Genomic DNA, 23968 nt, shown 5'->3' with positions numbered 1-23968 from the left:
TGCTTTTAGTATCGCGTCTGTGTTCATCAATGACAGAAAAAAGAACCATGTCAAATTCAAGCATTGCAATGCCAGGTTTGCCTTCCCAGCGTTTATATTTTCTCGACTGGGTCAGGATCATTGCCTTCTTCCTGCTGATTTTGTATCACGTAGGCATGTACTATGTGGAGTGGGGCTGGCATGTCAAGAGCCCGCATGCCAGCAGCGCAATACAGCCGCTGATGATGCTGACCAGTCCCTGGCGTTTGAGCCTGCTGTTTTTCATCTCTGGCGTGGCATCTGCCTTCATGCTGGAGAAAATCGCCACTGGCAAATTCCTGCGCAGCCGCAGCCTGCGCCTTTTATTGCCGCTGATCTTTGGCATGTTCGTCGTGGTGCCACCACAGGCGTATCTGGAAGTGGTGGAAAAACTGGCCTATGCCGGCAGTTATGGTGAATTCATGCAGCTCTACCTGCATCACCATCGCGGCTTCAAGATAGGGGGTAATGTACTGGACCTGCCTACCTGGAATCACCTGTGGTTCGTGGCTTATTTGTGGGTATATAGTGTGCTGCTGTGGTTCTGGCTGGCTTTCAAACCGGCATGGTTCCAGGCTGCGCGTAACTGGCTGCAAGAAAAGATGAAGGGCTGGCGCATCCTGGTCTTGCCTGTTGCTTATCTGGCGCTGGTACGTATGGGTTTGTTCAGTTCTTACCCACCGAATAATGGCCTGGTGGCTGACTGGTATAACCATGCCTGCTACTTGTTCATCTTTGCATTCGGTGCCTTGATCGCCAATTCCCAGACGTTCTGGCAAGAGCTTGCCAGCATACGCTGGCTTGCACTCAGGATAGCCGCATGTGGCTGGTTGTTTCTGATTGTTTATTTCAGTTTTGAGTATGACGCAACACCACAGTGGTTCATCATGCTCCAGCGCGGCGTATGGGTTTGCATGGCCTGGGCAGCGATTATTGCAGCCTGTGGTTATGCGAAGCAGTATCTGAACTTTGACAGCCCGGCAAGGCGCTATCTGACGCAGGCAGTGTTTCCTGTGTATATCCTGCATCAGACTTATATCGTCATCATGGCACATAGCATGAAGCCGCTGGCCTTGCCTGCCCTGCCAGAAGGTATCTTGCTGGTTGCCCTGACAGCAGCGACCTGCTTCCTCAGTTACGAGATCATACGCCGGGTGTTTTTCCTGCGGCCGCTGTTCGGACTCGATCTTGGTTTAACTTACAAACCAAGGGCGCTGAGCCCGGGGTGATCATCTGGCCTGCGACCCTGGGGCCAGTGGAACAGGCGCTGATCTGCGCTGATGCGCAGATCATTGATGCTGGCAAAACGTTTATACATGAGACCATTCTCAGCAAATTCCCAGTTCTCATTGCCATAAGAACGCGTCCAGTTACCTTCATGATCGCAACTCTCATAGGCAAAGCGCACGGCGATGCGATGCTCGCTGTATGCCCAGATTTCCTTGATGAGACGGTATTCACGTTCCGCCGCCCATTTGCGCTGCAAAAACTCCCTGACTTGCTCACGTCCCTGCGGAAACTCATGACGATTGCGCCAGATTGTATCCACGGTATAGGCTAGTACTACTTTATCCGGGTCGCGACTATTCCAGCCATCTTCTGCCATGCGCACTTTTTGTATCGCCGTTTCCAGTGTGAAAGGGGGCAAAGGTGGGCGTGCTATTTCCTGTGATTTATCCATGTTTGTTGTTCCTGTTTTAATTGCAAGCATTGGGGGTGATGACCAGACTCTAATTTATGCTATATCGTTTGTGTGAAGAATGCTCATCATTTACAATTGATTATTGTAAATCCCGGAATAATCATACGAGGCCCTATGGATAAGCTGCATTTAATGACCGTCTTTGTGGCCGTTGCTGAAGAAGAGGGCTTTGCTGCTGCCTCCCGTCGTCTGGCCATGTCGCCACCAGCTGTCACGCGTGCAATTGCAGCGCTGGAAGCCAGACTCAGAGTCAAGTTACTCAATCGCAGCACCCGTTTTGTCAGGGTGACCGAGGCGGGTCAACGCTATCTGGAAGATGCACGTCGCATCATTGCTGAGGTCGAGGCAGCAGATGAGGCAACTGCCGGTATTAATGCCGAACCGCGCGGACACCTGACGGTGACTGCCCCTGTCCTGTTTGGCAAAATGTTTGTCATGCCAAGCATCGTTGAATATTTGCAACGCTATCCCGGCATGGACGTGTCTGCCCTGTTCCTCGACCGTGTCGTGAACTTGCTGGAAGAAGGTGTCGATGTAGGTGTGCGCATAGGTGAGCTGCCCGACTCCAGCATGAAAGCCATACGGGTAGGGCAGATACGTCGCGTCCTGTGCGCTTCGCCCGCTTATCTGGAAGAACATGGCGTGCCCGCCAGCCCCAGCGATTTGGGCAAGCACAGTATCATTGCCGCCACTGGCGTCACTCCCATGGTGGAATGGCGTTTCGCACATGAAGGACAGAATATGGCAGTCAAGGTCAAGCCACGTTTGACAGTCAGCAGCAATGATGCCGCCATAGAAGCCAGTCTGGCGGGCCTGGGTGTCAGCCGTCTCTTGTCTTATCAGGTGGATGGACATTTTGAAAGTGGTTTATTGCAGCGCGTCATGCAGACATATGAAACCGTTCCCCTGCCTATCCACGTAGTGCACAGGGAGAGCCGCTATGCCTCCACCAGGGTCAGAAGCTTTGTCGACCTCATCGTGGCGCAATTACGGGAAAAAATGGTGCAACACTGAACGAGGCAATGAAGCAACAATGTGGAATTGCGTGTATGAATCTGACATTTGTGATCCATGATGACTATGTGTTGACACTGGAAAACACAGGGTGTTATATTTTGCCTGGATTTATGGGAACGTTTCCAATTTATTGTCTACTTAATTGCCTACTTTATTGTCTCTACCTAAGTAGCCATGAAAATAATGGGAATTAACCTGAATTTGATCACAAGAAGAGTAAGAAAAACCAGAAAAAAGCAGGCGATGAACTGCTGCCTGGATGCCGTCAACACGGAGACAAAATGCGCAAACTGAATAAACTGGCGCTGTCCATCTTATTGGGCAGTCTGGCATTCATGACCTTACCTGCGAAGGCTGGGGGACAAAAAGCCGAAGTCATGCACTGGTGGACATCTGGTGGTGAATCTGCTGCCGTTGCCAGATTTGCTGATGCTTATCGTGCCGCGGGCGGTATCTGGACCGATACCGCCATCGCTGGCGGTGACCAGGCCCGTTCTGTTGCTATCAACCGCATGGTCGGTGGCAATCCGCCGACGGCGGCGCAGTTCAATATTTCCAGGCAATTCCAGGATGTCGTCGAACAAGGCATGCTGAATAATGTCGATGATGTCGCCGCGAGAGAAAACTGGGACAAAACCCTGCCCGAACCCATACGCAATGTGCTCAAGATCAAGGGCCATTATTATGCCGTGCCCGTGAATATCCATATGCCGACCTGGATATGGTATTCCAAGGCAGCTTTCAAAAAAGCGGGCATAGACAAGGAACCAGCGACGCCTGATGAGATGTTCGCCGCTCTCGATAAACTTAAGGCTGCCGGTCTGATACCATTGGCACACGGCGGTCAGGCCTGGCAAGAAACCATCGTCTTCATGGCCATGCTGGCGAATGTCGGTGGCAAGGAGCTCTACCTGAGTGTGATACGTGACCGTGATGCCGCCGCCATGAATTCTGAGGCATTTCGCAAAGTACTGCTAAGTTTCAAGCGCCTGCATACTTATATTGATACCGCGTCCCCGGGCCGCAACTGGAATGACACTACAGCCTTGCTCATCAACGGCAAGGCGGGCATGCAAATCATGGGCGACTGGGTCATGGGTGAGTTCGTCGCCGCCAAACAAGTGGCAGGTCGTGAATATGGCTGCTTGCCTGGCCTGGGGCCAAAAGCACCTTATCTGATACAGGGCGATGTCTTTGTTTTCCCCAAGACCAGCAATGCTGAAACCATCAAGTCGCAAAAACTGCTGGCCAGCATCATGGTCGCTCCTGGTCCGCAAACTGAATTCAATAAACTCAAAGGCTCCATCCCGGTGCGCAATGACGCAGACGCGACACAAATGAATCTGTGTGCCAAAGCCGGGATGGAAATCATGAAAGATAAAAGCCGCCATGCCGGCATAGGTGAAATTTATCTGACGCCCGACCAGAATGGTGCCTTGACCGATGTCCTGACGGCCTACTGGAATACCAATATGCCTGTAGAAAAAGCGCAAAAGAATATCATTGCTGCGCTGAAAAACTAAGCGTAATCAACCGGCGGATACCAACATACGCATGCAAGCCAGCTCTCATCACACCAGGTACAAAGGCAAGCTGCATTTGAAGCTCATACCTCATGCAGCATTGCTGCCCATGAGCCTGACTGTGGTTTTCGGCTACTTGGCAACTGTTTTATGGACATTGAAAATATCGTTGAGTAGCTCGCGCACTTTGCCACTGGATAATTTCGTTGGCCTGGTTCAGTATGAACGCCTGTTTGAGAATGAGCGCTGGCTATTGTCACTGAATAATCTGGCCGTGTATGGCGTACTCTTCATTGCAGCCTGCGTCATCATAGGGTTCTTGTTGGCGGTTTTCATAGACCAGAATGTCACGGGCGAAGGTGTCTTGCGCACCATTTTCCTGTACCCCTATGCCATGTCCTTCGTCGCCACTGGCCTGGTGTGGCAATGGATGTTGACACCGGGTATAGGAATAGAGCACGGCATACGGGCCCTGGGTTTTAAGGATTTTAAGTTTGACTGGATCATCGATCAGGACATGGTCATCTACACCATCGTTATTGCCACGGTATGGCAAGCCTCGGGCCTGGTCATGGCCATGTTGCTGGCAGGTTTGCGTGGCATAGATGAAGATATCTGGAAAGCTGCCCGCATGGATGGCATCCCGGCCTGGCGTGTCTACCTGTCCATCATCATTCCCATGCTGGCACCCAATTTCGCAACGGTCTTCCTGTTGCTGGCAACCGCCGTCGTCAAACTCTTTGATGCGGTCGAAGCCATGACCCAGGGTGGCCCGGGCACAGCCAGTGAGGTGCCGGCCAAGTTCATCATGGACCATTTGTTTGGTCGCGCCAACCTGGCGCTGGCCTCAGCAGGTGCCATCATGATGCTGCTGCCAGTGCTGGCTTTGCTGATACCTTATGTCTATGCGCGTACCCGTGCCCGTAAAGGGAAAATATGAAGCGACTGGCAAAGCGAAAATGGACACCAGCGCGCCTAGGTATTTATGCTTTCCTGCTGGCTGCGGCTGCTTTCTTTTTGCTGCCGCTATATATCATGCTGGTGACTTCATTTAAATCCATGGAAGAAATCCGCCTGGGAAATATCTTTGCCTTTCCCCTGCAATTCACGCTGGAACCCTGGCAGCAAGCCTGGAGTACGGCTTGTACAGGCGTCGCCTGCGAAGGCATCAGTGGGGGCTTCTGGAATTCTGTGGCGATTACCTTGCCTAGTACTGTGCTGGCCATCTTCCTTGGTGCCTTGAATGGCTATGCCCTGTCATTCTGGCGGCCACGTGGTGCGCAAGTCTTGTTTGGTATCTTGCTGGCGGGGGCTTTCATTCCTGTACAAGTCATGATGTTCCCATTGGTGCGTGTGCTGGCTGTGTTGAATATCTTCAGTACCCTGCCGGGCATTGTCATGGTGCATGTGATCTTTGGCATGCCCATCATGACTTTGCTATTCCGTAATTATTACATGGGCATACCGCAGGAATTGTTTCATGCAGCACGTATAGATGGCGGCGGGTTTTTCCGCATCTTTGTGCAACTGATGCTGCCCATGTCACTGCCCATGATAGTCGTGGCGGCCATCATGCAAGTTACAGGGGTATGGAATGACTACATCCTCGGCCTGGTATTTGCCGGGCGCGAGCATTTACCCATGACGGCACAACTCAATAATGTCATCAACACGACGACGGGCACGCGGATGTATAACGTCAATATGGCAGCCACCATATTGACGGCCATGCTGCCCCTCGCCATCTATTTCATATCAGGCCGCTGGTTTGTACGCGGCATCGCCGATGGTGCGGTCAAGGGTTAAAGGCTAAGGATGAATGCATGGCATATGTAAGTCTTAAGAATCTGGGCATAGAACTTGGTGGTCACAAGATCATAGACCAGCTGGATCTGGATGTCGAAGAGGGCGAGTTCCTGGTCTTGCTGGGTCCATCCGGTTGCGGTAAATCGACCCTGCTGCACAGCATAGCTGGCCTCATCGATATTGCGGCTGGCAGCATAGAAATTGCGGGTACAGATGTCAGTCATGCCGAACCCAGTGACAGGCAAATAGGGATGGTGTTCCAGTCCTATGCGCTGTATCCAACCATGACGGTGGAAAAAAATATGTCATTTGGCTTACGCATTAATGGCGTGCCAAAAGCCGAGATACAAAAGCGCATAACGCGGGTAGCCGAGATGTTGCAATTGCAAAGCCTGTTGCAGCGCAAGCCAGCGCAATTGTCCGGTGGGCAAAGACAAAGGGTGGCGATAGGCCGCGCCCTGGTCAGGGAAGCCAGGGTATTTCTGTTCGATGAGCCACTGTCCAACCTGGATGCCAAATTGCGCACAGAACTGCGCCGTGAACTCAAGCTCTTGCATCAGAACCTGGGCTCCACCATGCTGTATGTGACGCATGACCAGGTCGAGGCCATGAGCCTGGCCAGCCGCATCGTCGTCATGCGGGCAGGCAAGATACAGCAACTGGGTACGCCGTCGGAAGTGTATGAGCGTCCCGCCAATTTGTTTGTTGCAGGTTTTTTGGGCGCACCTGCCATGAATTTCATTGCGGGCAAGTTCGATAGTGAGAAAAATTTCATCAACGAGCATGTACAGCTGGACTTGTCGGCCTATGCCGCGTTACAGCAGGCAACGGCGGCTGAAGATGTGGTGCTGGGTGTCAGGCCTGAGCATATGCACATACAGGCGCATGGTGCATACAGTGCGCAGCTCAGTCTGGTCGAGCCCATGGGTAATCATCAGCTACTGTGGTTAAAGCTGGGTAGTCAGTCCTTGTGTGTGCTTGATCACGATAATCGCAGCTTCACTTTGAATGAGAACCTGCGTTTTAATATTGATATTACCAGGGTTTCCCTGTTCGACGCTGCAACAGGCATGCGTCTATAATTAATCAAAATTGTTTACTGCAAGCAAGGTAATATTTTTATATACTGGCCAGATATACACTATGGAAAAGAATCAAGTGGCGACGATCAAAGATGTGGCCCGCCTGGCGGGTGTGGGACTGGGTACGGCTTCACGCGTAGTCAGCGGCAAAGGTTCTGTGTCAGCCAAGACCGGCGAGCGTGTCAGGAAGGCGATAGCGGAACTGGATTTTCGTCCTTCTCATGCGGCCCGCAGCCTCTTGTCCGGCAGTTCGCAAATGATAGGTGTGTATATCCCTGTGCTCAAGGGCACTTTCTACATGCCCATTTTGCAATCCATCGATACTGAGTTACGCCTTGCTGGTTTGCACATGGTGGTGGCCTTTGGTGTGGGCATAGGGGATGAGCGACGACAAGGGGTGGAAGGCATAGAGTTCCTGATGGAGCGTGGTTGTGATGGCCTCATCGTCATGAGCAATGTACTGACTGATGAAGATTTTTCCATCCTGGGACAAAAGCGTGACCGCCTGGTCGTCCTGAATCATGCTTCAGAAACCATCACTGAGCAGTGTTTCACTGCCGACCATGTGCAAGGTGGTGTCATGGCTGCCCGCGCCTTGCTGGAATACAAGCATAAGAAAATTGCTGTCATTGCCGGTCCATCGACGGCACCGGATAATGTGGAACGTATAGATGGCTTTCTCGGCGAACTGAGCAGGGCCGGTATCAATACTGCCGACATGTGGATAGCCGAAAGCGACTTCTCGCCTGAGGGTGGCTGGAATTGCGCCAAGGAATTGCTGGATTCTGGCAGCCCTTTCACGGCACTGTTTTGCGCGAATGATGAAATGGCCCTGGGCGCTTTATCTTATTTTCAGCAAGCGGGCATATGCGTACCGCATGATGTGTCTGTCATCGGTTACGATGATACCTTGAGTGCCGCCTATGCTGCGCCGCCTCTGACATCGGTGCACATACCCTGGCGTGAAGTCACGCTCGGTGCACTCAACGAATTATTGAATCGCTGCTATGGCAGCCATAGGCCTGTGCAGCGTGATTATGCGATCAAAGTGACCATGCGTGCGTCTCTGGCCAAGCCCGCAAACGCAAGACGTAAAACCAGCTGATTATTTTCGGAAAGTATTTCTTACCGGGTATTTTTATATATTTAAGCCAGCCATAAGACATCACAATTCCCCATTGGAATGTGTTGTGGAAAGTATGCAAATAAAACAAAAAAGATGAATGGTATTTCTTGACTATTCATTTTTTTTACGAGAATATGGAAACCTTTCCAGTAAATGATTATTACAATTTAACTGGAGGTAGTTGCGAAATTAAAATGGCTCTTCGTCACAGCCTGGTGTCGTCTGCATAGGCAGTATTTGGTACCGGGTTTACACTACTGAAGTGCAGCAGGGTAAGGTCAGTTTTGTAACAGCACTTTGTATGTGCTGAAGCAGGCCCCATGCATGGCATAAATTAGTTTGTTTTGCATTACTGATATTAGAGATGGACCAGATCTGAAAAATTTGGCAATGTCTGAAACGAAGCTGCTTTTTTTGGGGAAGGGAGAATACCTGGAATCAGCTAATACTTTCTTTGAGAATTTTGAGTGACATAAGCTCAAAATTTTTTAATCTTGAATGGAAACGTTTCCATTTAAATCGATCATTTGATTCACTTCTATATTGAACAAGCAAAAAATATGAGCAAAAGTCTACTTCATGCAGCTATGCCACTCAGCTCGCAGCCAGGGCGTGCAGATTTTAATAGTGACTTCCTGTGGGGGACAGCGACCTCGGCTTACCAGATAGAAGGTGCGGCTGCCGTTGGCGGCCGGGGTGCCTCGATCTGGGATCGCTTCTGTGAGCAGCCGGGCACCATACGCGATGGCAGCAATGGTGCAATCGCTTGCGACCATTATCATCGCTGGCCTGAAGATCTGGATATTGCGCAAAGCCTGGGCTGCAATGCCTACCGTTTTTCGATTTCCTGGCCGCGCATATTTTCGGCGCCTGGTTCCGCCCCTAATCCTGAAGGTTTGGCTTTTTATTCGCGCCTGGTGGATGGCATGCTGGAACGTGGCTTGCAGCCATGGGCTACCTTGTACCACTGGGACTTGCCACAATACCTGCAAGATCAGGGGGGCTGGGCTGTGCGTGAAACTGTGCATGCCTTTGTTGAGTTCGCCGATGTCATGAGCAGGCACCTGGGTGACAGGGTCAAGCACTGGATCACGCATAATGAGCCATGGTGCACAGCTATGCTGGGCCATGCCGATGGCATACATGCGCCTGGCATCAAAGACTTCAAGATGGCGATACAGGTTTGTCACCACGTCTTGCTGTCGCATGGGTTAGCAACACCTGTGATACGCGCTAATGTCCCGGATGCGCGGGTAGGTCTGGCTCTGAATCTGCACCCCATTTCCGCAGTTACCAACAAAGTGGAAGATATCGCAGCGGCGACCTTGCATGACGGTTTGCGCAATCGCTGGTATCTCGATCCCTTGTACGGGCGCGGCTATCCTGAGGATGTGTGGCAAGCACTGGGTGCATACGCCCCGGCAGTGGAGGATGGCGATATGCAAGCCATGGCCGTTGCCACAGATTTTCTGGGTGTGAATTTCTATTTCCCTGAAATGGTGGAGCATGCGCCAGGTGCCTCACCCCTGAACACCCGTCTGGTGGATGCCGTGGGTGTGGAGCGTACCGCCTTTGGCTGGGAAATTGCACCAGAGGGTATGACCAGTTTGCTGAAACGCATACAGGATGATTATCAGCCCAGTGCCATGTATATCACTGAAAACGGCGCGACGTATGATGACTATCTGGACGCGGATGGCCAGGTGCAAGACGAGTTGCGTCGCGACTACCTGATTCGTCACCTGGCAGCAATCAGAGCAGCGATACAGCTGGGTTGTCGCGTTAAGGGTTACTTTTTGTGGAGTCTGCTCGACAATTTTGAATGGGCAGAAGGATGCTCGCGTCGTTTTGGTATCACCTATGTGGACTTCGTCACGCAACAACGCACGTTGAAGCTTAGTGGTAAATGGTATAGAGATTTTTTGCAGCAGAACGCTGCCGCAGGAAAAAATACGGCCATAACACAGTCGCAATTTCAGGAACCATCGCACGTTTAAGTCAGCAAATCCAGGCAAGAAATTGACACTCAACTTAACGCGCCGAAGGATACATTTTCATTGACAAATAAAAACGGGGGTAGCACTATGCTTTTTCAATAAATGGAAACCTTCCCATTAAATGGGTAATGCGATACAAAGGTTTTAGCAGTACATGTGCATGGTGCGAAAAGACGCCAGCCAAAAAAACAAAAATACCAGTAAGACGCGTATGCAAGAACAATGCGTAGACCACGGCGATCTGTCGATAGTGGCTTGTGATGTTGGAACAGTGGCGGAAAAGTCCTTTTTCAAATCACAATTCGCTGACACGCCGATCACTGAAAATAAATTGGGAGACAAAATGTTTCATCAAATGACCAAGCGTACCCTGATAAGCCTGGCTGTTGCCAGTGCCTGCGCCCAGCTCACATCACATGTATGGGCACAAGAACAGGAAAGTAATAAAACGGTAGAGGAAGCAAAACCTAAAGCAAAAAAAACAGATGCAGACAGGGCGGAAGTACAGGAAGTGACAGTGACAGCGACCCGCCGCAGCACTTCTTTATTAAAAACCCCCTTGGCCGTGACGGCTTTCAGTCAAGAGAAATTGAATAAACAAGGCATCACCAACCTGGCGGGTATTTCTGGTGAATTGCCAAATGTACAGATGGATGGTCAGGCCAATGACTCAGCCGTCAAGATCACCATACGCGGTATCACAGCCACCAATTTTACCGAAATTGGTGACCCTTCGGCTGGCTTGCATATAGATGGCCTGTATTCACCACGCCCACAAGGCGCACAAGCCCTGATGTTTGACCTGGATCAGGTCGAAGTCTTGCGCGGTCCCCAGGGTACCTTGTTTGGCCGCAATTCTACGGCTGGCAGTATCAATATCATCCCGGCCAAGCCTGACTTTAGTTCCACCTATGGCAGCGCCTCGTTTGAAACCGGCAGCCTGAATCTACGCAACTTTAATGCCATACAAAATATCGTCATCAATGACAAGCTGGCCTTGCGCGCCACCTTGATGAAGGTCACCAGGGATAGCCCCTTCAATCAGATGCAGGACTTCAGTGAGGCGAATATACCAGCCCTGGGCTGGAAACCTGATGGCATACCTGACGTGACTCAGCGCTTCAATACCAAAGTATCAAAAGCCGATGGCTATAATAACCAGAACCAGTGGGCCGGACGTCTGGCTGCGCGCTTGAAAGTCAATAATGACCTGGAATGGCAACTGGCTTATGAACACTTCCAGGATTCAGGTGCTGGCTACATAGGCATGCGTGATTGCGATCAGTCGGCCGGTACGCGCTGGGCCTGCGTGCGTGGCCAATATGATGTGCTCATCAATGTGCCGGGCAAGGTGGATATGTCGATAGACACAGTGCGCTCCAAGGCTATCTGGAATGCCAACAAGAATACCACGCTGGAATATGGCTTCGTCTATGCCAATCAACAGCGCAGCCAGGTGCATGATGATGATGGCGGTGTCTCGCCTTATGCATTCGAAGTCACAGGCAGGAATCCGCCAGATGGCAACTGGTCGGTCTGGCCTATCTCTGACAACCTGACGCGCACCCTGGATTCAAAATACCTGTCCACTGTGCATGAACTGCAATTAAAACAGAATTTTGATGACTGGCAGTATGTGGCCGGTGCTTTCTGGATGCATGAAAAGAATGCCATCAATTTTGGCCAGGAGCAAATGCACTATGGTCCTAATAATATTCCTATCAGCCAGTTCTATGCCCAGCCCGACCGCCAGATCGATTCCAAAGCCCTGTTCGCCCAGGCTGACTGGCAATTCAATCCAGTCTGGACAGCGACCGTAGGTGCACGCTACACCAGGGATTCCAAGACTGATAAAGGTGGTATGAACCTGGGTGGCAATAGCTGGGGTGGCCAAAGCTTTGGCTATTACAATGGTTTGTTCGATTACGGCACGCCAGGTACGGATAGTTACCGCGTACCTAACGGCAACCAGATCACCCCGCAAATGGGTACCCTGGGTGGTGCAGCAGCTTATGCTGGCTACGGTCCTGGCACCAATAATGACCATAGTGACAGCTGGAGCAAGGGTACTTATCGCTTGGGGCTGCGGGCACAATTGACGCCGACAGACATGGTGTATGCCGCCCTGGCCACTGGTTACAAATCGGGGGGCTTTGGCGACCGTACCAATAAATGCGGCCCGACCGGTTGCGTTTTTGGTGACAACAAAAAAGAGCAAATCACCTACCTGACCTACAAACCAGAAACGGTCACCAATTTTGAATTGGGTTATAAGGGCAAGTTGCTGGACAATCGCCTGGCTTTGTCGGTTGTTCTGTTTGCCATGCAATATAAAGACATGCAGCAGACCGGCAGCAATTTCCTGGCCAAGATCAATACACCAGACAATCTGCCTTGCCCATCATGGGCACCGACTTGCGATGTGGCGACTGCCTGGCAAACTGTTAACGTAGCCAAGGTCAATTTGTCGGGTATAGAAACTGAATGGGATTATCGCCCGTGGCCAGGGGCAAAACTGGGAGGCTTCTTCAGCTATCTGAAAAGTGTCATCCATGACTATGATTCCTATGATGATGGTTACGCCTGTGACCAGCGTGCCGAGGTAGGGGCAGTTGCCTGCCCGGCAGTCTATGTCGGGACGGATGACAGATTGCGTGGCCGCCGTGCCTATAATCTGGAAGGCAATCAAATGCCGAATGCACCCAAGTTCACTCTTGGCATGAACTTCTCGCAAGAGATCGCCCTCGATCATGGCTATACCCTGACGCCATGGATAGGCATGCGCTGGCAAGACAAGGTTTATTTTGACTTGCGCAATTTCGACAACCCCTACATAGGTCTGACGCAAAAAGCCTATGCCAAGGGTGATGTATCGCTGAAGCTGACTTCACCAAATGAAAAATGGTATGTTGAAGCCTATGTGCGTAACTTCAGCGATGCCAAGGCCAAGACCAATGGCTGGAATGCCGGTGGTGGAAAAATGGGCGCAAGCTATATAGACCAGCGTTCTTTTGGCATCAAGGTCGGTGCCAGTTACTAAGTAAGAACCAGCCTGATGGAAATGCGTATCATCCATCAGGCTCTTATTTTGCAAAAGGCAGACAGCATGAAAAAACAAATTTCCTTGCCCGCGTGTTTGACTTACCTGAGCCTGTTGCTGCTCACCGCCTGTGGTGGCAGTAACAGCATGGTGCAAACGCAAGTCACGCCCAGTCTGCAGCAAGGCTGGGAACTGGTCTGGGCCGATGAGTTTGCTGCTGACAAACTGGATACGCAAAGCTGGCAAATAGAAACAGGAGGTCAGGGCTGGGGTAATCATGAACTGGAAAACTATACCGCGCGTAAAGAAAACCTCAGGCTGGAAAATGGCATGCTGGTCATAGAAGCACGGAAAGAAAAATATGGCGACAACGACTATACCTCAGCACGAATAAAAACAGCAGGCCTGCGTGAGTTTACTTATGGCCGTTTCGAGGCGCGCATCAAGATACCGGCTGGCCAGGGTATCTGGCCAGCTTTCTGGCTGCTGGGGACCGATATCAGTGCTGTTGGCTGGCCAGAACGCGGTGAAATCGACATCATGGAAAACATAGGCAAGGAAGCAGCAACTACCTATGGCACCTTGCACGGGCCTGGCTATTACGGCGCGACCGGTTTTGGTGGCTCAAAAAAACTCGCGCAGGGGAAGTTGGCGGATGACTTCCACATCTATGCGGTTGAATGGGATGCAGCGCAGATACGCTGGTATCTGGATGGCAATCTGTATCACCAGGCCAGCCCTGCTTCGATACCGGGCAAGTGGGTATTTGACCATGAATTTTTCATCATCCTGAATCTCGCCATAGGCGGTGACTGGCCAGGTGCACCGGATGCTAGCACCAGCTTCCCGCAGCAAATGCTGGTTGATTATGTACGCGTGTATAAAAGAAAAACCTGAACCAGATATCATCAATAAAGAGACAAAAGTGAATCAGTAGATTCCTTCAATAATAAAGAGTACACCATGATGAAACTGAAGCAAAAAACTGTACAAATAAGTTCCGCAATCCTGTTGATCTGCGGGGCAGCTCATGTGCTTGCGGCAGAGACCGAAAACCAATATGGGCCGGGCAAGATGCCTGCCAATAATCTGGCTGCCTGGCCTGCGGTCCAAAGCGTCATTCGCAAAGACCCGGCCATAGAAGTAAAGGTCGCTGACATCGTCGCTGGCATGACACTGGAACAAAAGATAGGCCAGATGACGCAGCCGGAAATCAAGTCGATTACACCAGACGATGTACGGCGCTATTACCTCGGTTCCGTTCTGAATGGCGGTGGTAGCTGGCCAGACCGAAATAACAAACATGGTACGGCGGCTGACTGGGTAGCGCTGGCTGACAAATACCATGATGCTTCCATGGCGACTGATATGGCAGTCAAAGTCCCTGTCATCTGGGGCATAGATGCGATACACGGCAACAGCAATGTGTATGGCGCCACCTTGTTCCCGCAGAATATAGGTCTGGGTGCAGCGCATAACCCGCAACTGGCAGGGCAGATAGGGCGAGCCATGGGCAAGGCTGTCAGGGCCACCGGCATAGCCTGGGTGTTTGGCCCCACGCTGGCAGTAGTGCGTGACGACAGATGGGGGCGCACCTATGAAAGTTTTTCTGAAGATGGTGCACTGGTGCGCCAGTATGCGGGTGAGTATGTGAAAGGTTTGCAAGGTTCATTCACGGACGATGGCAATGTCATCGCTACTGCCAAGCATTTCATGGGTGACGGTGGTACGGACCAGGGCAAGGACAGGGGCGTGAATCTGTCCACCAACGCGCAAATGCTCAATACCCATGCCCAAGGCTATATGACAGCACTGGCTGCTGGTGCACAAACAGTAATGGCTTCCTACAATAGCTGGAACGATCAAGCCTCAGGCGCTAATTATGGCAAGCTGCATGGCAGCAAAGCCTTGCTGACTGATGTGCTAAAACAAAAAATGGGATTCGATGGTTTCATCATCACTGACTGGGATGCCATAGGCGAAGTACCTGGTTGTCGTAATGACAGTTGCCCGCAAGCGATTAATGCCGGTGTCGACATGATTATGGTGCCTGATGCCTGGAAGGCATTCATCAGCAATACCATCGCCCAGGTTAAGTCCGGCGAGATACCCATGAGCAGGATAGATGATGCAGTGACGCGCATTATACGTGTCAAAATGCGCGCAGGCCTTTTCGGTAAAAAGCCATCTGAAAATATCTATGCAGGCAAACAGGATGCTCTGCAAGACCGTGATCTCGCCAGGCAGGCAGTGCGTGAATCCCTAGTCTTGTTGAAAAATGATGGCGCAACATTGCCGCTGGCACGCAACAAGAAAATCCTGGTGGTTGGCAAGACGGCTGATGATATCTCCAACCAGACTGGTGGCTGGTCACTGACCTGGCAGGGCACGGATAATAAGAATGCGGATTTCCCGAATGCTGATTCCATACTGACAGGTATCAAGGCTGCAGTGGGTGAAGCCAATGTCGAATTCAGTGTCGATGCAAAAGGTGTCGATCTCAGCCGTTTTGATGCCGTGATTGCCGTTATCGGTGAAACACCGTATGCAGAAATGTATGGCGATATCGGCCCCGCTGGCACTCTGCGACATACCGGCCGTTATCCTGAAGACTTGGCGGTATTGCAGGCGGTGGCAGGCAAAGGTAAACCGGTAGTGACCTTGTTTGTTTCTGGCCGTCCATTGTATGTGAATGACTTGCTGAATCTATCTGACAGTTTTGTCGCTGCCTGGTTACCGGGTTCAGAAGGCAAGGGGGTGGCGGATGTCTTGTTCCGCGCTGCAGATGGCAAAGTGGCGCATGACTTCAAGGGTACATTGTCATTTTCCTGGCCAAAATCTGTCTGCCAGACCAGGCTTAATTTTGATGAACCGAATTACTCACCTTTGTTCAAGCTAGGCTATGGTCTTAACTATTCCAGCAAGAAAAAATTGGGAAAACTCGACAGCAAATATTCCTCCGGTGGCTGTGGTGTAACCAATGCCTATCCCATCTTCAACCAGGCTGACCGCGCGACTTACCCCCTGTATGTCATCAGTGGTAATGAACAGCAGGCAGTCGGTGCAGATTTGAACCGCGTCTTGAACATGCCTGGTATCAGCGTACAAACTTCACAGGTCAATAGCCAGCAAGATGCCAAACTTATCAGTTGGAGTGGCACAGCCAGGGTGGAGGCGCGGGCAGCCCACGGACAAGCATTGCCTGTCTTTGCCAGCAAGGATGGGGCGCTGACATTTGATACCATCGTTGCTACTGCCCCAGTTGCCACGGTCAGTCTTGCCATGCATTGCGGGAATCACTGTGCCGCTACTCTGGATGTGACGGAAGTCTTCAAGCGTCTGGCGGGCAAAAAAGAGAAACAAACTATCAAAATACCACTGTCCTGTTTTGTATCCAAAGGGGTTAAATTGAATAATGTCGATGTGCCATTCAGCATCAGTACCACATCGGCATTTTCTGCAGCCATCACGAATATACAAATTCTAGGCGGCGCAGCCAAAGACCAGGATGCTGTGCCTTGCGTAGAGTTGAAATGATGCTCAGTCAAAACACCAAGCAGACTTATCCGCGCTTGCTGGCTGACATCGGTGGCACCAATGCCCGTTTCGCGCTGGAGATAGCAGAGCGTCAGTTTGTCGCAGTCAGGGTACTGGCCTGCGCCGATTTCCCCCGCCTGGCCGATGCCATGCAAAGCTATCTGGGCAGCCCGGAGATTAAACAAGAGCTGGGCAAACTTGGGACACGCATTGCTCATGCCGCGGTTGCTATCGCCAACCCTGTCGACGGTGACCAGGTGCACATGACCAATCATGAATGGAGTTTTTCTATCGCTGGCATGCGCCAGCAACTGGATTTCAGCACCCTACTGGTCTTGAATGACTTTACTGCTCTGGCCATGGCCCTGCCTTATCTTGACGCCAGCCAGCGCCTGCAAATAGGTGGAGGTGTAGAACAGCCTGGTCGTACTATAGGTCTTATTGGAGCTGGTACTGGCCTTGGCGTGTCCGGCATTGTCCCGGCAGGTACTTCGTGGGCACCGCTGGCCAGTGAAGGCGGACATGCCAGTTTTGCTCCAGCAAACAATGAAGAAGTGCAGATATTGCTAAACCTGTGGCAGCAGTATGCGCATGTCTCGGCCGAGCGTCTCTTGTCTGGCAAGGGGCTGGAGCTGATTTGCACTGCGATCTCTGGAAAAAAACTGAATGCTGCCGAAATCACGCACAGGGCGCTGGATGGTAGTTGCAGTGCATGTCTGCGTACGGTAGAGCATTTCTGCGGCATACTCGGCAGCATGGCTGGCAATGTGGCGCTGACTCTTGGGGCAAAGGGTGGGATGTATATAGGTGGCGGCATCGTCCCCAGGCTGGGGCCTTTGTTTGCTGCATCGGCATTTCGCCAGCGCTTTGAAGCCAAGGGGCGGCTCAGCGGCTTCCTGGCGCAGATACCGACTTATCTGATCACGGAAGAATACCCAGCTTTCATCGGCGTTTCAGCCATGCTGGCAGATCATTTGGACAAGCATAAATAAAATTATATAAGGAGGAACATGATGGAAACTTCACTGCCGCCCGGCGCCACCCTCACATCTGATCACAATGCCAGGACTCAGACCAGCTCTCTCGTTATCGTGACGATTTTGTTTTTCATGTGGGGTTTTTTAACTTCACTCAATGACGTGTTGATCCCACATCTGAAATCGATTTATACCCTCAGTTATGTACAGGCGACGCTGGTACAGTTTTGCTTCTTTGGCGCTTACTTTATTGTCTCAATACCTGCTGGCATGCTGATCAAGAGGATTGGCTACCAGCATGGTGCAGTGACTGGTCTGGTCATCGCTGCCCTGGGTTGTGCCATGTTCTACCCCGCCTCAATGGGCAGTTATGCATTGTTCTTGCTGGCTTTTTTTGTGCTGGCTTCGGGTATCACAATTTTGCAGGTCGCCGCCAATCCCTATGTCACGGTACTCGGTGAAGCAAAGACGGCTTCCAGCCGCCTGACGCTGACGCAAGCCTTCAATTCCCTGGGTACGACAGTGGCGCCAGTTCTGGGTGGCATATTGATTTTGTCTGGTGCTGCCTTGACTGCTGCCGAGATAGTGCAATTGCCAGCCTCAGAGCAAGCCGCTTATCGGGCTAGCGCTGGTGCTGCCGTACAAATGCCTTATCTGATGCTGGCAGCCGCATTGCTGTTGCTGGCAATCTTGTTTGCCTTTGCCCGTCTGCCTAAAATTTCACATGCAGAAAGCAGTGAGAGCGCAGTCAGCAGCAGTAAAACTTCTGTGCTTGCACATACGCATCTGCTTATGGGGGCGATAGGTATATTTTTGTATGTAGGTGGTGAAGTCAGCATAGGCAGCTTCCTTATCAATTTTCTTGGCGAGTCTGACGTCGGTGGCCTGACACCTGCAATCGCGGCACACTATGTCAGTTTTTACTGGGGCGGTGCCATGGTGGGGCGCTTCATAGGCTTTGCTGTCATGCGCAAGCTCAGCCCGGGTAAGACCCTGGCATTCAATTCAGCTGCGGCCATCGTCCTGATTCTGACGGCGATCTATGGCCATGGTTCATTGGCGATGTGGGCGATCCTTGCGGTAGGCTTATGCAATTCCATCATGTTCCCTACCATCTTCAGCATGGCTCTGAATAAACTTGGGCCTTTGACGGGGCAGGGTTCAGGCATCTTGTGCATGGCGATAGTCGGCGGTGCGCTCGTGCCTTTCCTGCAAGGCTATCTGGCTGACAGCATAGGTCTGCATGCGTCTTTCTATGTACCGGCAACCTGCTATATCTTCATCCTGTATTTCGGCATACGTTATGCGGGCATGTACTCCGCCCCAAAATAGTCACTTATTCCTAGTAGGGAGATTCGGGAGCTTCATGCTCCCGTTTTTCTGCCTGTGTTAAGCTGGTCTGTATGAAAAAAATCAACAATCCCTATCTGCTCTGGTCAGGCATAGTCTTGTCACTGGGGGCATTGCTGCATCTTGCCACCATAGCTGGTGGCCCGGATTGGTATGCCTGTATAGGTGCACCGGATAACATCGTAGCAATGGCAAGAGCGGGCAAGCGCTATCCACAGGTGGCGTGTATCATCATTGCCAGCTTCCTGTTTGTCTGTGCTGCGTTTGCATTTTCCGGAGCGGGCTTGATCCGGCGTCTGCCTTTGCTGCGCACGGTGCTGGCATTGATGGCTGGCGGATTGATAGTCAGGGGCATCAGTTTCATCCCTTTGGTTATCTGGTGGCCAGAAGCACTGGCTTTTGTCACCAGCATCCACAGCGTCAATGCCTTGCTGCTGATTACCTCGGCGATTTGCCTGGGAACAGGCCTGTGGTTGGCTGTTGGCCTCAGGCAAATGATGAAGCCATCTGCTTGAACGGAATATAGAGTGGCTATCATTTTTCATGATACCCATATTTTAATTCCATATTTTCCACAAACGTGTATTCAACCTACACTGTTTACACAGCAGATTTCAAAGGAAGTCGAAGAAGCGCTGCAGTGAAATTTCGAAAGCTTCTTTTGATGTCTTTTTGATTCGACCAGCTTGGTGTCAAGCACCGCGTAATCACCTCGTAGCATATCTGACGTTGGCAGATGTGATACAGATAGCGTCTTGATATCGAATTTTGTGTCGAATTCGAATAAAATGGTAGTTATCACTACTAACGCAACGAGAGCCTATCTCTGATACCTCGCTATAGGCTCCGAGCAAAATTGTGTCTTACCGGATACAACGCATGCTCTTTGCGATCTAAATCACAAATTTTGGAGCCACCTTATGTCATCCGACACCACCATGGAGTCTGCTGGACTCTCGTCCCTGCCGTCCCCGTCGTCTTCCGCTAAAGAAGTCAATACCGAGCCTGTCCAGGATGCGCTCGAAGCCAGCCAGATCACCAGCCCCCCGCAATTGAATGATGTGCAACTCGACGATAAATATACGTCGAATAGCGGCACGATCTTTTTGTCAGGCATACAAGCCCTGGTAAGACTGCCCATGATGCAGCGCCAGCGTGACCTTGCCGCGGGCTTGAATACGGCAGGATTTATTTCCGGCTATCGTGGTTCCCCGCTGGGTGGCCTGGATGAAACACTGTGGAAAACCAAAAAATTGCTGGAGCAAAACCATGTGCAGTTCGTGCCCGGCGTCAATGAAGACCTGGCAGCGACTGCAGTATGGGGCTCGCAAACGGTAGACCTGATAGGTCCGGCCAAATACGATGGTGTATTTGGCATGTGGTATGGCAAAGGCCCAGGCGTCGATCGTAGTGCTGACGTATTCAAGCACATGAACCATGCCGGCACGTCCAAACACGGCGGTGTCTTGCTGGTGGCTGGTGATGACCATGGTGCGTATTCATCAACACTGCCGCACCAGTCCGACCATATTTTCTCTGCCTGCATGATCCCCATGCTGTATCCCAGTAATGTGCAGGAATACCTGGACCTGGGCTTGCATGCCTGGGCCATGTCGCGCTTTTCTGGTTGTGCAGTCGGCTTCAAGGCGCTGGCAGATACCGTGGAATCGACTTCATCGGTCGATGCAGACCCTTTCCGCCTGCAAATCAAGCTACCGCAAGACTTTGTCATGCCTGAAGGCGGCCTGAATACCCGTTTGTCACTGGATACTCTTGGCATACAGGCGCGCAAGCAAGAAGCCCTGATGCAGGATTACAAGATCTATGCGGCCCTGGCGTATGCCCGCATCAACAAACTCAACCATGTCACCATAGACAGCCCGACTGCACGTCTGGGTATCGTCGCTTCTGGTAAATCTTACCTCGACGTGCTGGAAGCGCTGGAAGAACTGGGCATCGATGAAAAATTCGCTGCCGAGATAGGCATACGCCTGTTCAAGGTATCCATGCCCTGGCCGCTGGAGCCGGATGGCGTGCGTGAATTCGCCCAGGGCCTTGATGAAATTCTGGTGGTTGAAGAAAAACGCCAGATGGTGGAGTACCAGCTCAAGGAACAACTGTATAACTGGCGCGACGATGTGCGCCCGCGTGTCATCGGCAAGTTCGATGAAAAAGGCGAATGGGTACATCCTCGCGGTGAATGGTTGCTGACTTCCAAGGCTGACTTTTCGGTGGCGCAAATTGCCCGCGTGATTTCTTCCCGCATCGCCCGCTTCCACACCAGTGACCTGATCAAGGCGCGCCTCGCATTTTTGGAGGCCAAGGATGTCGTCCTTAGCAAGCAAGTCAATACGCCTGCACGCCCAGCTTACTATTGCTCAGGCTGCCCGCACAATACTTCGACCAAGGTGCCGGAAGGCAGCCTTGCGCTGGCAGGCATAGGTTGCCACGTCATGGCGACGGCGATTTATCCTGAATTCAATAAACTGACTACCCATATGGGTGGTGAAGGTGCGCCATGGATAGGTCAGGCGGCATTCTCGACTTTGCCGCATGTATTCCAGAACCTCGGTGATGGCACTTACTTCCACTCCGGTTATCTGGCAATACGCGCAGCCGTCGCTGCCAAGGTCAATATCACCTACAAGATTCTGTATAACGATGCAGTGGCGATGACGGGTGGACAACCAGTCGATGGCATCATCAGCGTACCGATGATGGCGCAGCAGATGGCCGCAGAAGGCGTCAAGCGCATCGCTCTGGTGACTGAGGATTTGTCACGTTACACAGACCGCTCCAATCTGCCCAGCTTTTTGACCCTGCATGATCGCAAGGACATGGATGCGGTGCAGCGTGAATTGCGTGACATCCCCGGCGCGACCGTACTCATCTACGACCAGACCTGTGCCGCCGAGAAACGCCGTCGCCGCAAAAAAGGGGAATTCCCTGACCCCAACCAGCGCATGTTCATCAATGAAGCAGTCTGCGAAGGCTGCGGCGATTGTGGCGTGCAATCCAACTGTACCTCCATCATGCCGGTGGAGACAGAATTTGGCCGCAAGCGCAGCATAGACCAGTCGTCCTGCAACAAGGACTATTCCTGCGTCAAGGGCTTTTGCCCGAGCTTTGTGACAGTAGAAGGCGGCAAGCTGGTCAAATCCAAAACCGGCACGGCAAAGAACGATGATTTCGGCGCACTGCCAGAACCGCAATTGCCAGCCTGTGAAAGTTCATACAATATCTTGCTGAACGGCATAGGCGGTACAGGTGTCATCACAGTTGGTGCTTTGCTGGGCATGGCTGCGCATCTGGAAGGCAAGGGCGCATCGGTACTCGATATGACAGGCATGTCGCAAAAAAATGGCTCAGTGACTTCGCATATACGCATTGTCAACCAGGCTGACAAGTTGCGTGCACAACGCATTGCGACCGGTGAAGCTGACCTGATTTTGGGTTGTGATATTTTGACTGCCGGTGCGCATGATGCGATTTCCAAAATGCGCGCAGGCCGTACCCGCGCTGTCATCAATACCCATGAACAACCGACCGGCCCGTTTGCCAAGAACCCTGACTGGCAATTCCCGCTGGAGTCAGTTGAACACCTGATTTCTGAATCAGTCGATGGCAAGGTTGATTTCATCAACGCCACCAAACTGGCAACCGCCTTGATGGGCGACTCTATCGCCACCAATCTGTTCATGCTCGGTTTTGCTTATCAGAAGGGTGCAATACCAGTATCTGAAACCGCCTTGCTGCGTGCGATAGAACTGAATGGCGTGGCGATTGAGGCCAACAAGAAAGCCTTCCTCTGGGGCCGCCGCGCTGCGGTGGATTTTGACCGCGTGGAAAAAATCGCCATCCCTGGCCAGCCTGTCGTCATCCAGATGCCGCAAAACCTGGACGCTCTCATCAAACGCCGCATTGCGGTATTGACGGATTACCAGAATGCCGCCTACGCCCAGCAATATGCTGACCTCGTCGACAAAGTGCGCAAGGCGGAATCTGCATTGAATACCGGTAACAAGTTCAGCATGGCAGTCGCCAAATATGCCTTCAAACTCATGGCCTTCAAGGATGAGTATGAAGTCGCACGTTTGTACACGAATGGCGATTTCACGGCAAAACTCAAGCAACAGTTTGAAGGCGACTTCAGCCTGAAATTCAATCTGGCTCCCCCTATCTTCTCGAAAAAAGACGGGCAAGGTCATCTGGTCAAGGCCCAATATGGTTCCTGGGTCTGGCAGGCATTCAAGCTGCTGGCCAAACTCAAGGGCTTGCGTGGTACGGCGCTGGATATCTTTGGCAAGACTGAAGAACGCAAGGCCGAGCGCGCCCTCATCGTTGAATACACAGCGCTGATGGAAAAGCTGGCTGCTGGTTTGAATGCTGATAGCCTGGAACAAGCCATTGCTCTCGCCAGCCTGCCTGAAAAGATACGCGGTTACGGCCATGTCAAAGAAAAGGCCATGCAGGCGTATCATACAGAGAAGGCAGTTTTGCTGAACCCACCTGTAGCGATCAAGGAAGTGACGCGCGTGGCCTGAGGTGGCTTGGTATCGTTGATGCAATCTGGCAAGTCAGTGAATAAACTGTCTTGCCAGCCTGGCATCAGTGATATTGCTGTAGCTAATTGAACGGATCGATATCGCTTTTCAATCTCCAGTATCCATGAAGCTTTCCAGACATTTTGCTGCCATATGCCACGCCCAGCCTGAGATTGCTGTTTTACATTTTAGTATTGACGTTTACGTTAACGTCATATAACTTAGCCTAACCCAAACATAGTGATTGTT

The 23968-nt window shown here is 51.6% G+C and carries 16 protein-coding genes; 15 read left to right on the top strand and 1 reads right to left on the bottom strand.

Features of this window, described 5'->3' with window-relative positions:
- Positions 1–47: 47 nt before the first annotated feature.
- The gene (locus ACO0LC_RS18255; protein WP_423005644.1) at positions 48–1247 is read left to right on the top strand and encodes an acyltransferase family protein; all 1200 of its coding nucleotides are present in this window, start codon (positions 48–50) and stop codon (positions 1245–1247) included.
- On the opposite strand, the gene ACO0LC_RS18250 is transcribed toward ACO0LC_RS18255, so the two are convergent.
- Positions 1217–1699, bottom strand: a complete 483-nt coding sequence (locus ACO0LC_RS18250; protein WP_423005642.1) for a DUF1348 family protein — start codon at positions 1697–1699, stop codon at positions 1217–1219. The genes ACO0LC_RS18255 and ACO0LC_RS18250 overlap by 31 nt on opposite strands.
- Positions 1700–1834: 135 nt before the next feature.
- Here ACO0LC_RS18250 and ACO0LC_RS18245 point away from each other — a divergent pair, with 135 nt between their 5' ends.
- The 14 genes from ACO0LC_RS18245 to ACO0LC_RS18180 all read left to right on the top strand — a co-directional run bounded on the left by ACO0LC_RS18245 (position 1835) and on the right by ACO0LC_RS18180 (position 23719).
- Entirely contained in the window at positions 1835–2734 is a 900-nt protein-coding gene (locus tag ACO0LC_RS18245) for a LysR family transcriptional regulator (RefSeq protein WP_423005640.1), read from the top strand.
- A 284-nt stretch (positions 2735–3018) separates the two neighbouring features.
- Positions 3019–4260 carry an ABC transporter substrate-binding protein gene (locus ACO0LC_RS18240; protein ID WP_423005638.1) on the top strand — a complete coding sequence of 414 codons (1242 nt, stop codon included), beginning with the start codon at positions 3019–3021 and terminating at the stop codon, positions 4258–4260.
- A gap of 109 nt (positions 4261–4369) precedes the next feature.
- A complete protein-coding gene (locus ACO0LC_RS18235) occupies positions 4370–5200 on the top strand; it encodes a carbohydrate ABC transporter permease (RefSeq protein ID WP_423005742.1) in 831 nt (276 codons plus the stop codon).
- Complete coding sequence (locus ACO0LC_RS18230; RefSeq protein WP_423005636.1) at positions 5197–6066, top strand: carbohydrate ABC transporter permease; 870 nt, start codon at positions 5197–5199, stop codon at positions 6064–6066. Before ACO0LC_RS18235 ends, ACO0LC_RS18230 begins: the two co-directional genes overlap by 4 nt.
- A 17-nt stretch (positions 6067–6083) precedes the next feature.
- Positions 6084–7148, top strand: a complete 1065-nt coding sequence (locus ACO0LC_RS18225; RefSeq protein WP_423005634.1) for an ABC transporter ATP-binding protein — start codon at positions 6084–6086, stop codon at positions 7146–7148.
- Between the two features lie 76 nt (positions 7149–7224).
- Entirely contained in the window at positions 7225–8253 is a 1029-nt protein-coding gene (locus ACO0LC_RS18220; protein WP_423005740.1) for a LacI family DNA-binding transcriptional regulator, read from the top strand.
- 608 nt (positions 8254–8861) lie between these two features.
- The gene (locus ACO0LC_RS18215) at positions 8862–10271 is read left to right on the top strand and encodes a GH1 family beta-glucosidase (RefSeq protein ID WP_423005632.1); all 1410 of its coding nucleotides are present in this window, start codon (positions 8862–8864) and stop codon (positions 10269–10271) included.
- A 343-nt stretch (positions 10272–10614) separates the two neighbouring features.
- A complete protein-coding gene (locus tag ACO0LC_RS18210; RefSeq protein ID WP_423005630.1) occupies positions 10615–13311 on the top strand; it encodes a TonB-dependent receptor in 2697 nt (898 codons plus the stop codon).
- Positions 13312–13377: 66 nt separating this feature from the next.
- Entirely contained in the window at positions 13378–14208 is an 831-nt protein-coding gene (locus ACO0LC_RS18205) for a glycoside hydrolase family 16 protein (protein ID WP_423005628.1), read from the top strand.
- Positions 14209–14274: 66 nt separating this feature from the next.
- Complete coding sequence (locus ACO0LC_RS18200; protein ID WP_423005626.1) at positions 14275–16848, top strand: glycoside hydrolase family 3 N-terminal domain-containing protein; 2574 nt, start codon at positions 14275–14277, stop codon at positions 16846–16848.
- Positions 16845–17840, top strand: coding sequence for a glucokinase (locus ACO0LC_RS18195; protein WP_423005624.1), 996 nt, complete (start codon positions 16845–16847; stop codon positions 17838–17840). Before ACO0LC_RS18200 ends, ACO0LC_RS18195 begins: the two co-directional genes overlap by 4 nt.
- 21 nt (positions 17841–17861) lie before the next feature.
- On the top strand, positions 17862–19157 hold the full coding sequence (locus ACO0LC_RS18190; RefSeq protein WP_423005622.1) for a sugar MFS transporter: 1296 nt from the start codon (positions 17862–17864) through the stop codon (positions 19155–19157).
- Positions 19158–19228: 71 nt separating this feature from the next.
- The gene (locus tag ACO0LC_RS18185) at positions 19229–19690 is read left to right on the top strand and encodes a hypothetical protein (protein WP_423005620.1); all 462 of its coding nucleotides are present in this window, start codon (positions 19229–19231) and stop codon (positions 19688–19690) included.
- 405 nt (positions 19691–20095) lie between these two features.
- Positions 20096–23719, top strand: coding sequence for an indolepyruvate ferredoxin oxidoreductase family protein (locus ACO0LC_RS18180; RefSeq protein ID WP_423005618.1), 3624 nt, complete (start codon positions 20096–20098; stop codon positions 23717–23719).
- Positions 23720–23968 lie beyond the last annotated feature (249 nt).

It is taken from the genome of Undibacterium sp. JH2W, assembly GCF_049340425.1.
In the GTDB taxonomy this organism is placed as follows: Bacteria; Pseudomonadota; Gammaproteobacteria; order Burkholderiales; family Burkholderiaceae_D; genus Undibacterium.
This window is presented reverse-complemented; position numbering and strand designations above follow the sequence as displayed.

Excerpts from the sequence above, each read along its gene's own strand:
- ACO0LC_RS18235 (WP_423005742.1), top strand. The coding sequence starts at position 4,370 with ATGAGCCTGACTGTGGTTTTCGGCTACTTGGCAACTGTTTTATGGACA.
- ACO0LC_RS18230 (WP_423005636.1), top strand. The coding sequence starts at position 5,197 with ATGAAGCGACTGGCAAAGCGAAAATGGACACCAGCGCGCCTAGGTATT.
- ACO0LC_RS18185 (WP_423005620.1), top strand. The coding sequence starts at position 19,229 with ATGAAAAAAATCAACAATCCCTATCTGCTCTGGTCAGGCATAGTCTTG.
- ACO0LC_RS18240 (WP_423005638.1), top strand. The coding sequence starts at position 3,019 with ATGCGCAAACTGAATAAACTGGCGCTGTCCATCTTATTGGGCAGTCTG.
- ACO0LC_RS18195 (WP_423005624.1), top strand. The coding sequence starts at position 16,845 with ATGATGCTCAGTCAAAACACCAAGCAGACTTATCCGCGCTTGCTGGCT.
- ACO0LC_RS18250 (WP_423005642.1), bottom strand. The coding sequence starts at position 1,699 with ATGGATAAATCACAGGAAATAGCACGCCCACCTTTGCCCCCTTTCACA.
- ACO0LC_RS18245 (WP_423005640.1), top strand. The coding sequence starts at position 1,835 with ATGGATAAGCTGCATTTAATGACCGTCTTTGTGGCCGTTGCTGAAGAA.
- ACO0LC_RS18180 (WP_423005618.1), top strand. The coding sequence starts at position 20,096 with ATGTCATCCGACACCACCATGGAGTCTGCTGGACTCTCGTCCCTGCCG.
- ACO0LC_RS18190 (WP_423005622.1), top strand. The coding sequence starts at position 17,862 with ATGGAAACTTCACTGCCGCCCGGCGCCACCCTCACATCTGATCACAAT.
- ACO0LC_RS18205 (WP_423005628.1), top strand. The coding sequence starts at position 13,378 with ATGAAAAAACAAATTTCCTTGCCCGCGTGTTTGACTTACCTGAGCCTG.
- ACO0LC_RS18200 (WP_423005626.1), top strand. The coding sequence starts at position 14,275 with ATGATGAAACTGAAGCAAAAAACTGTACAAATAAGTTCCGCAATCCTG.
- ACO0LC_RS18255 (WP_423005644.1), top strand. The coding sequence starts at position 48 with ATGTCAAATTCAAGCATTGCAATGCCAGGTTTGCCTTCCCAGCGTTTA.
- ACO0LC_RS18215 (WP_423005632.1), top strand. The coding sequence starts at position 8,862 with ATGCCACTCAGCTCGCAGCCAGGGCGTGCAGATTTTAATAGTGACTTC.
- ACO0LC_RS18210 (WP_423005630.1), top strand. The coding sequence starts at position 10,615 with ATGTTTCATCAAATGACCAAGCGTACCCTGATAAGCCTGGCTGTTGCC.
- ACO0LC_RS18225 (WP_423005634.1), top strand. The coding sequence starts at position 6,084 with ATGGCATATGTAAGTCTTAAGAATCTGGGCATAGAACTTGGTGGTCAC.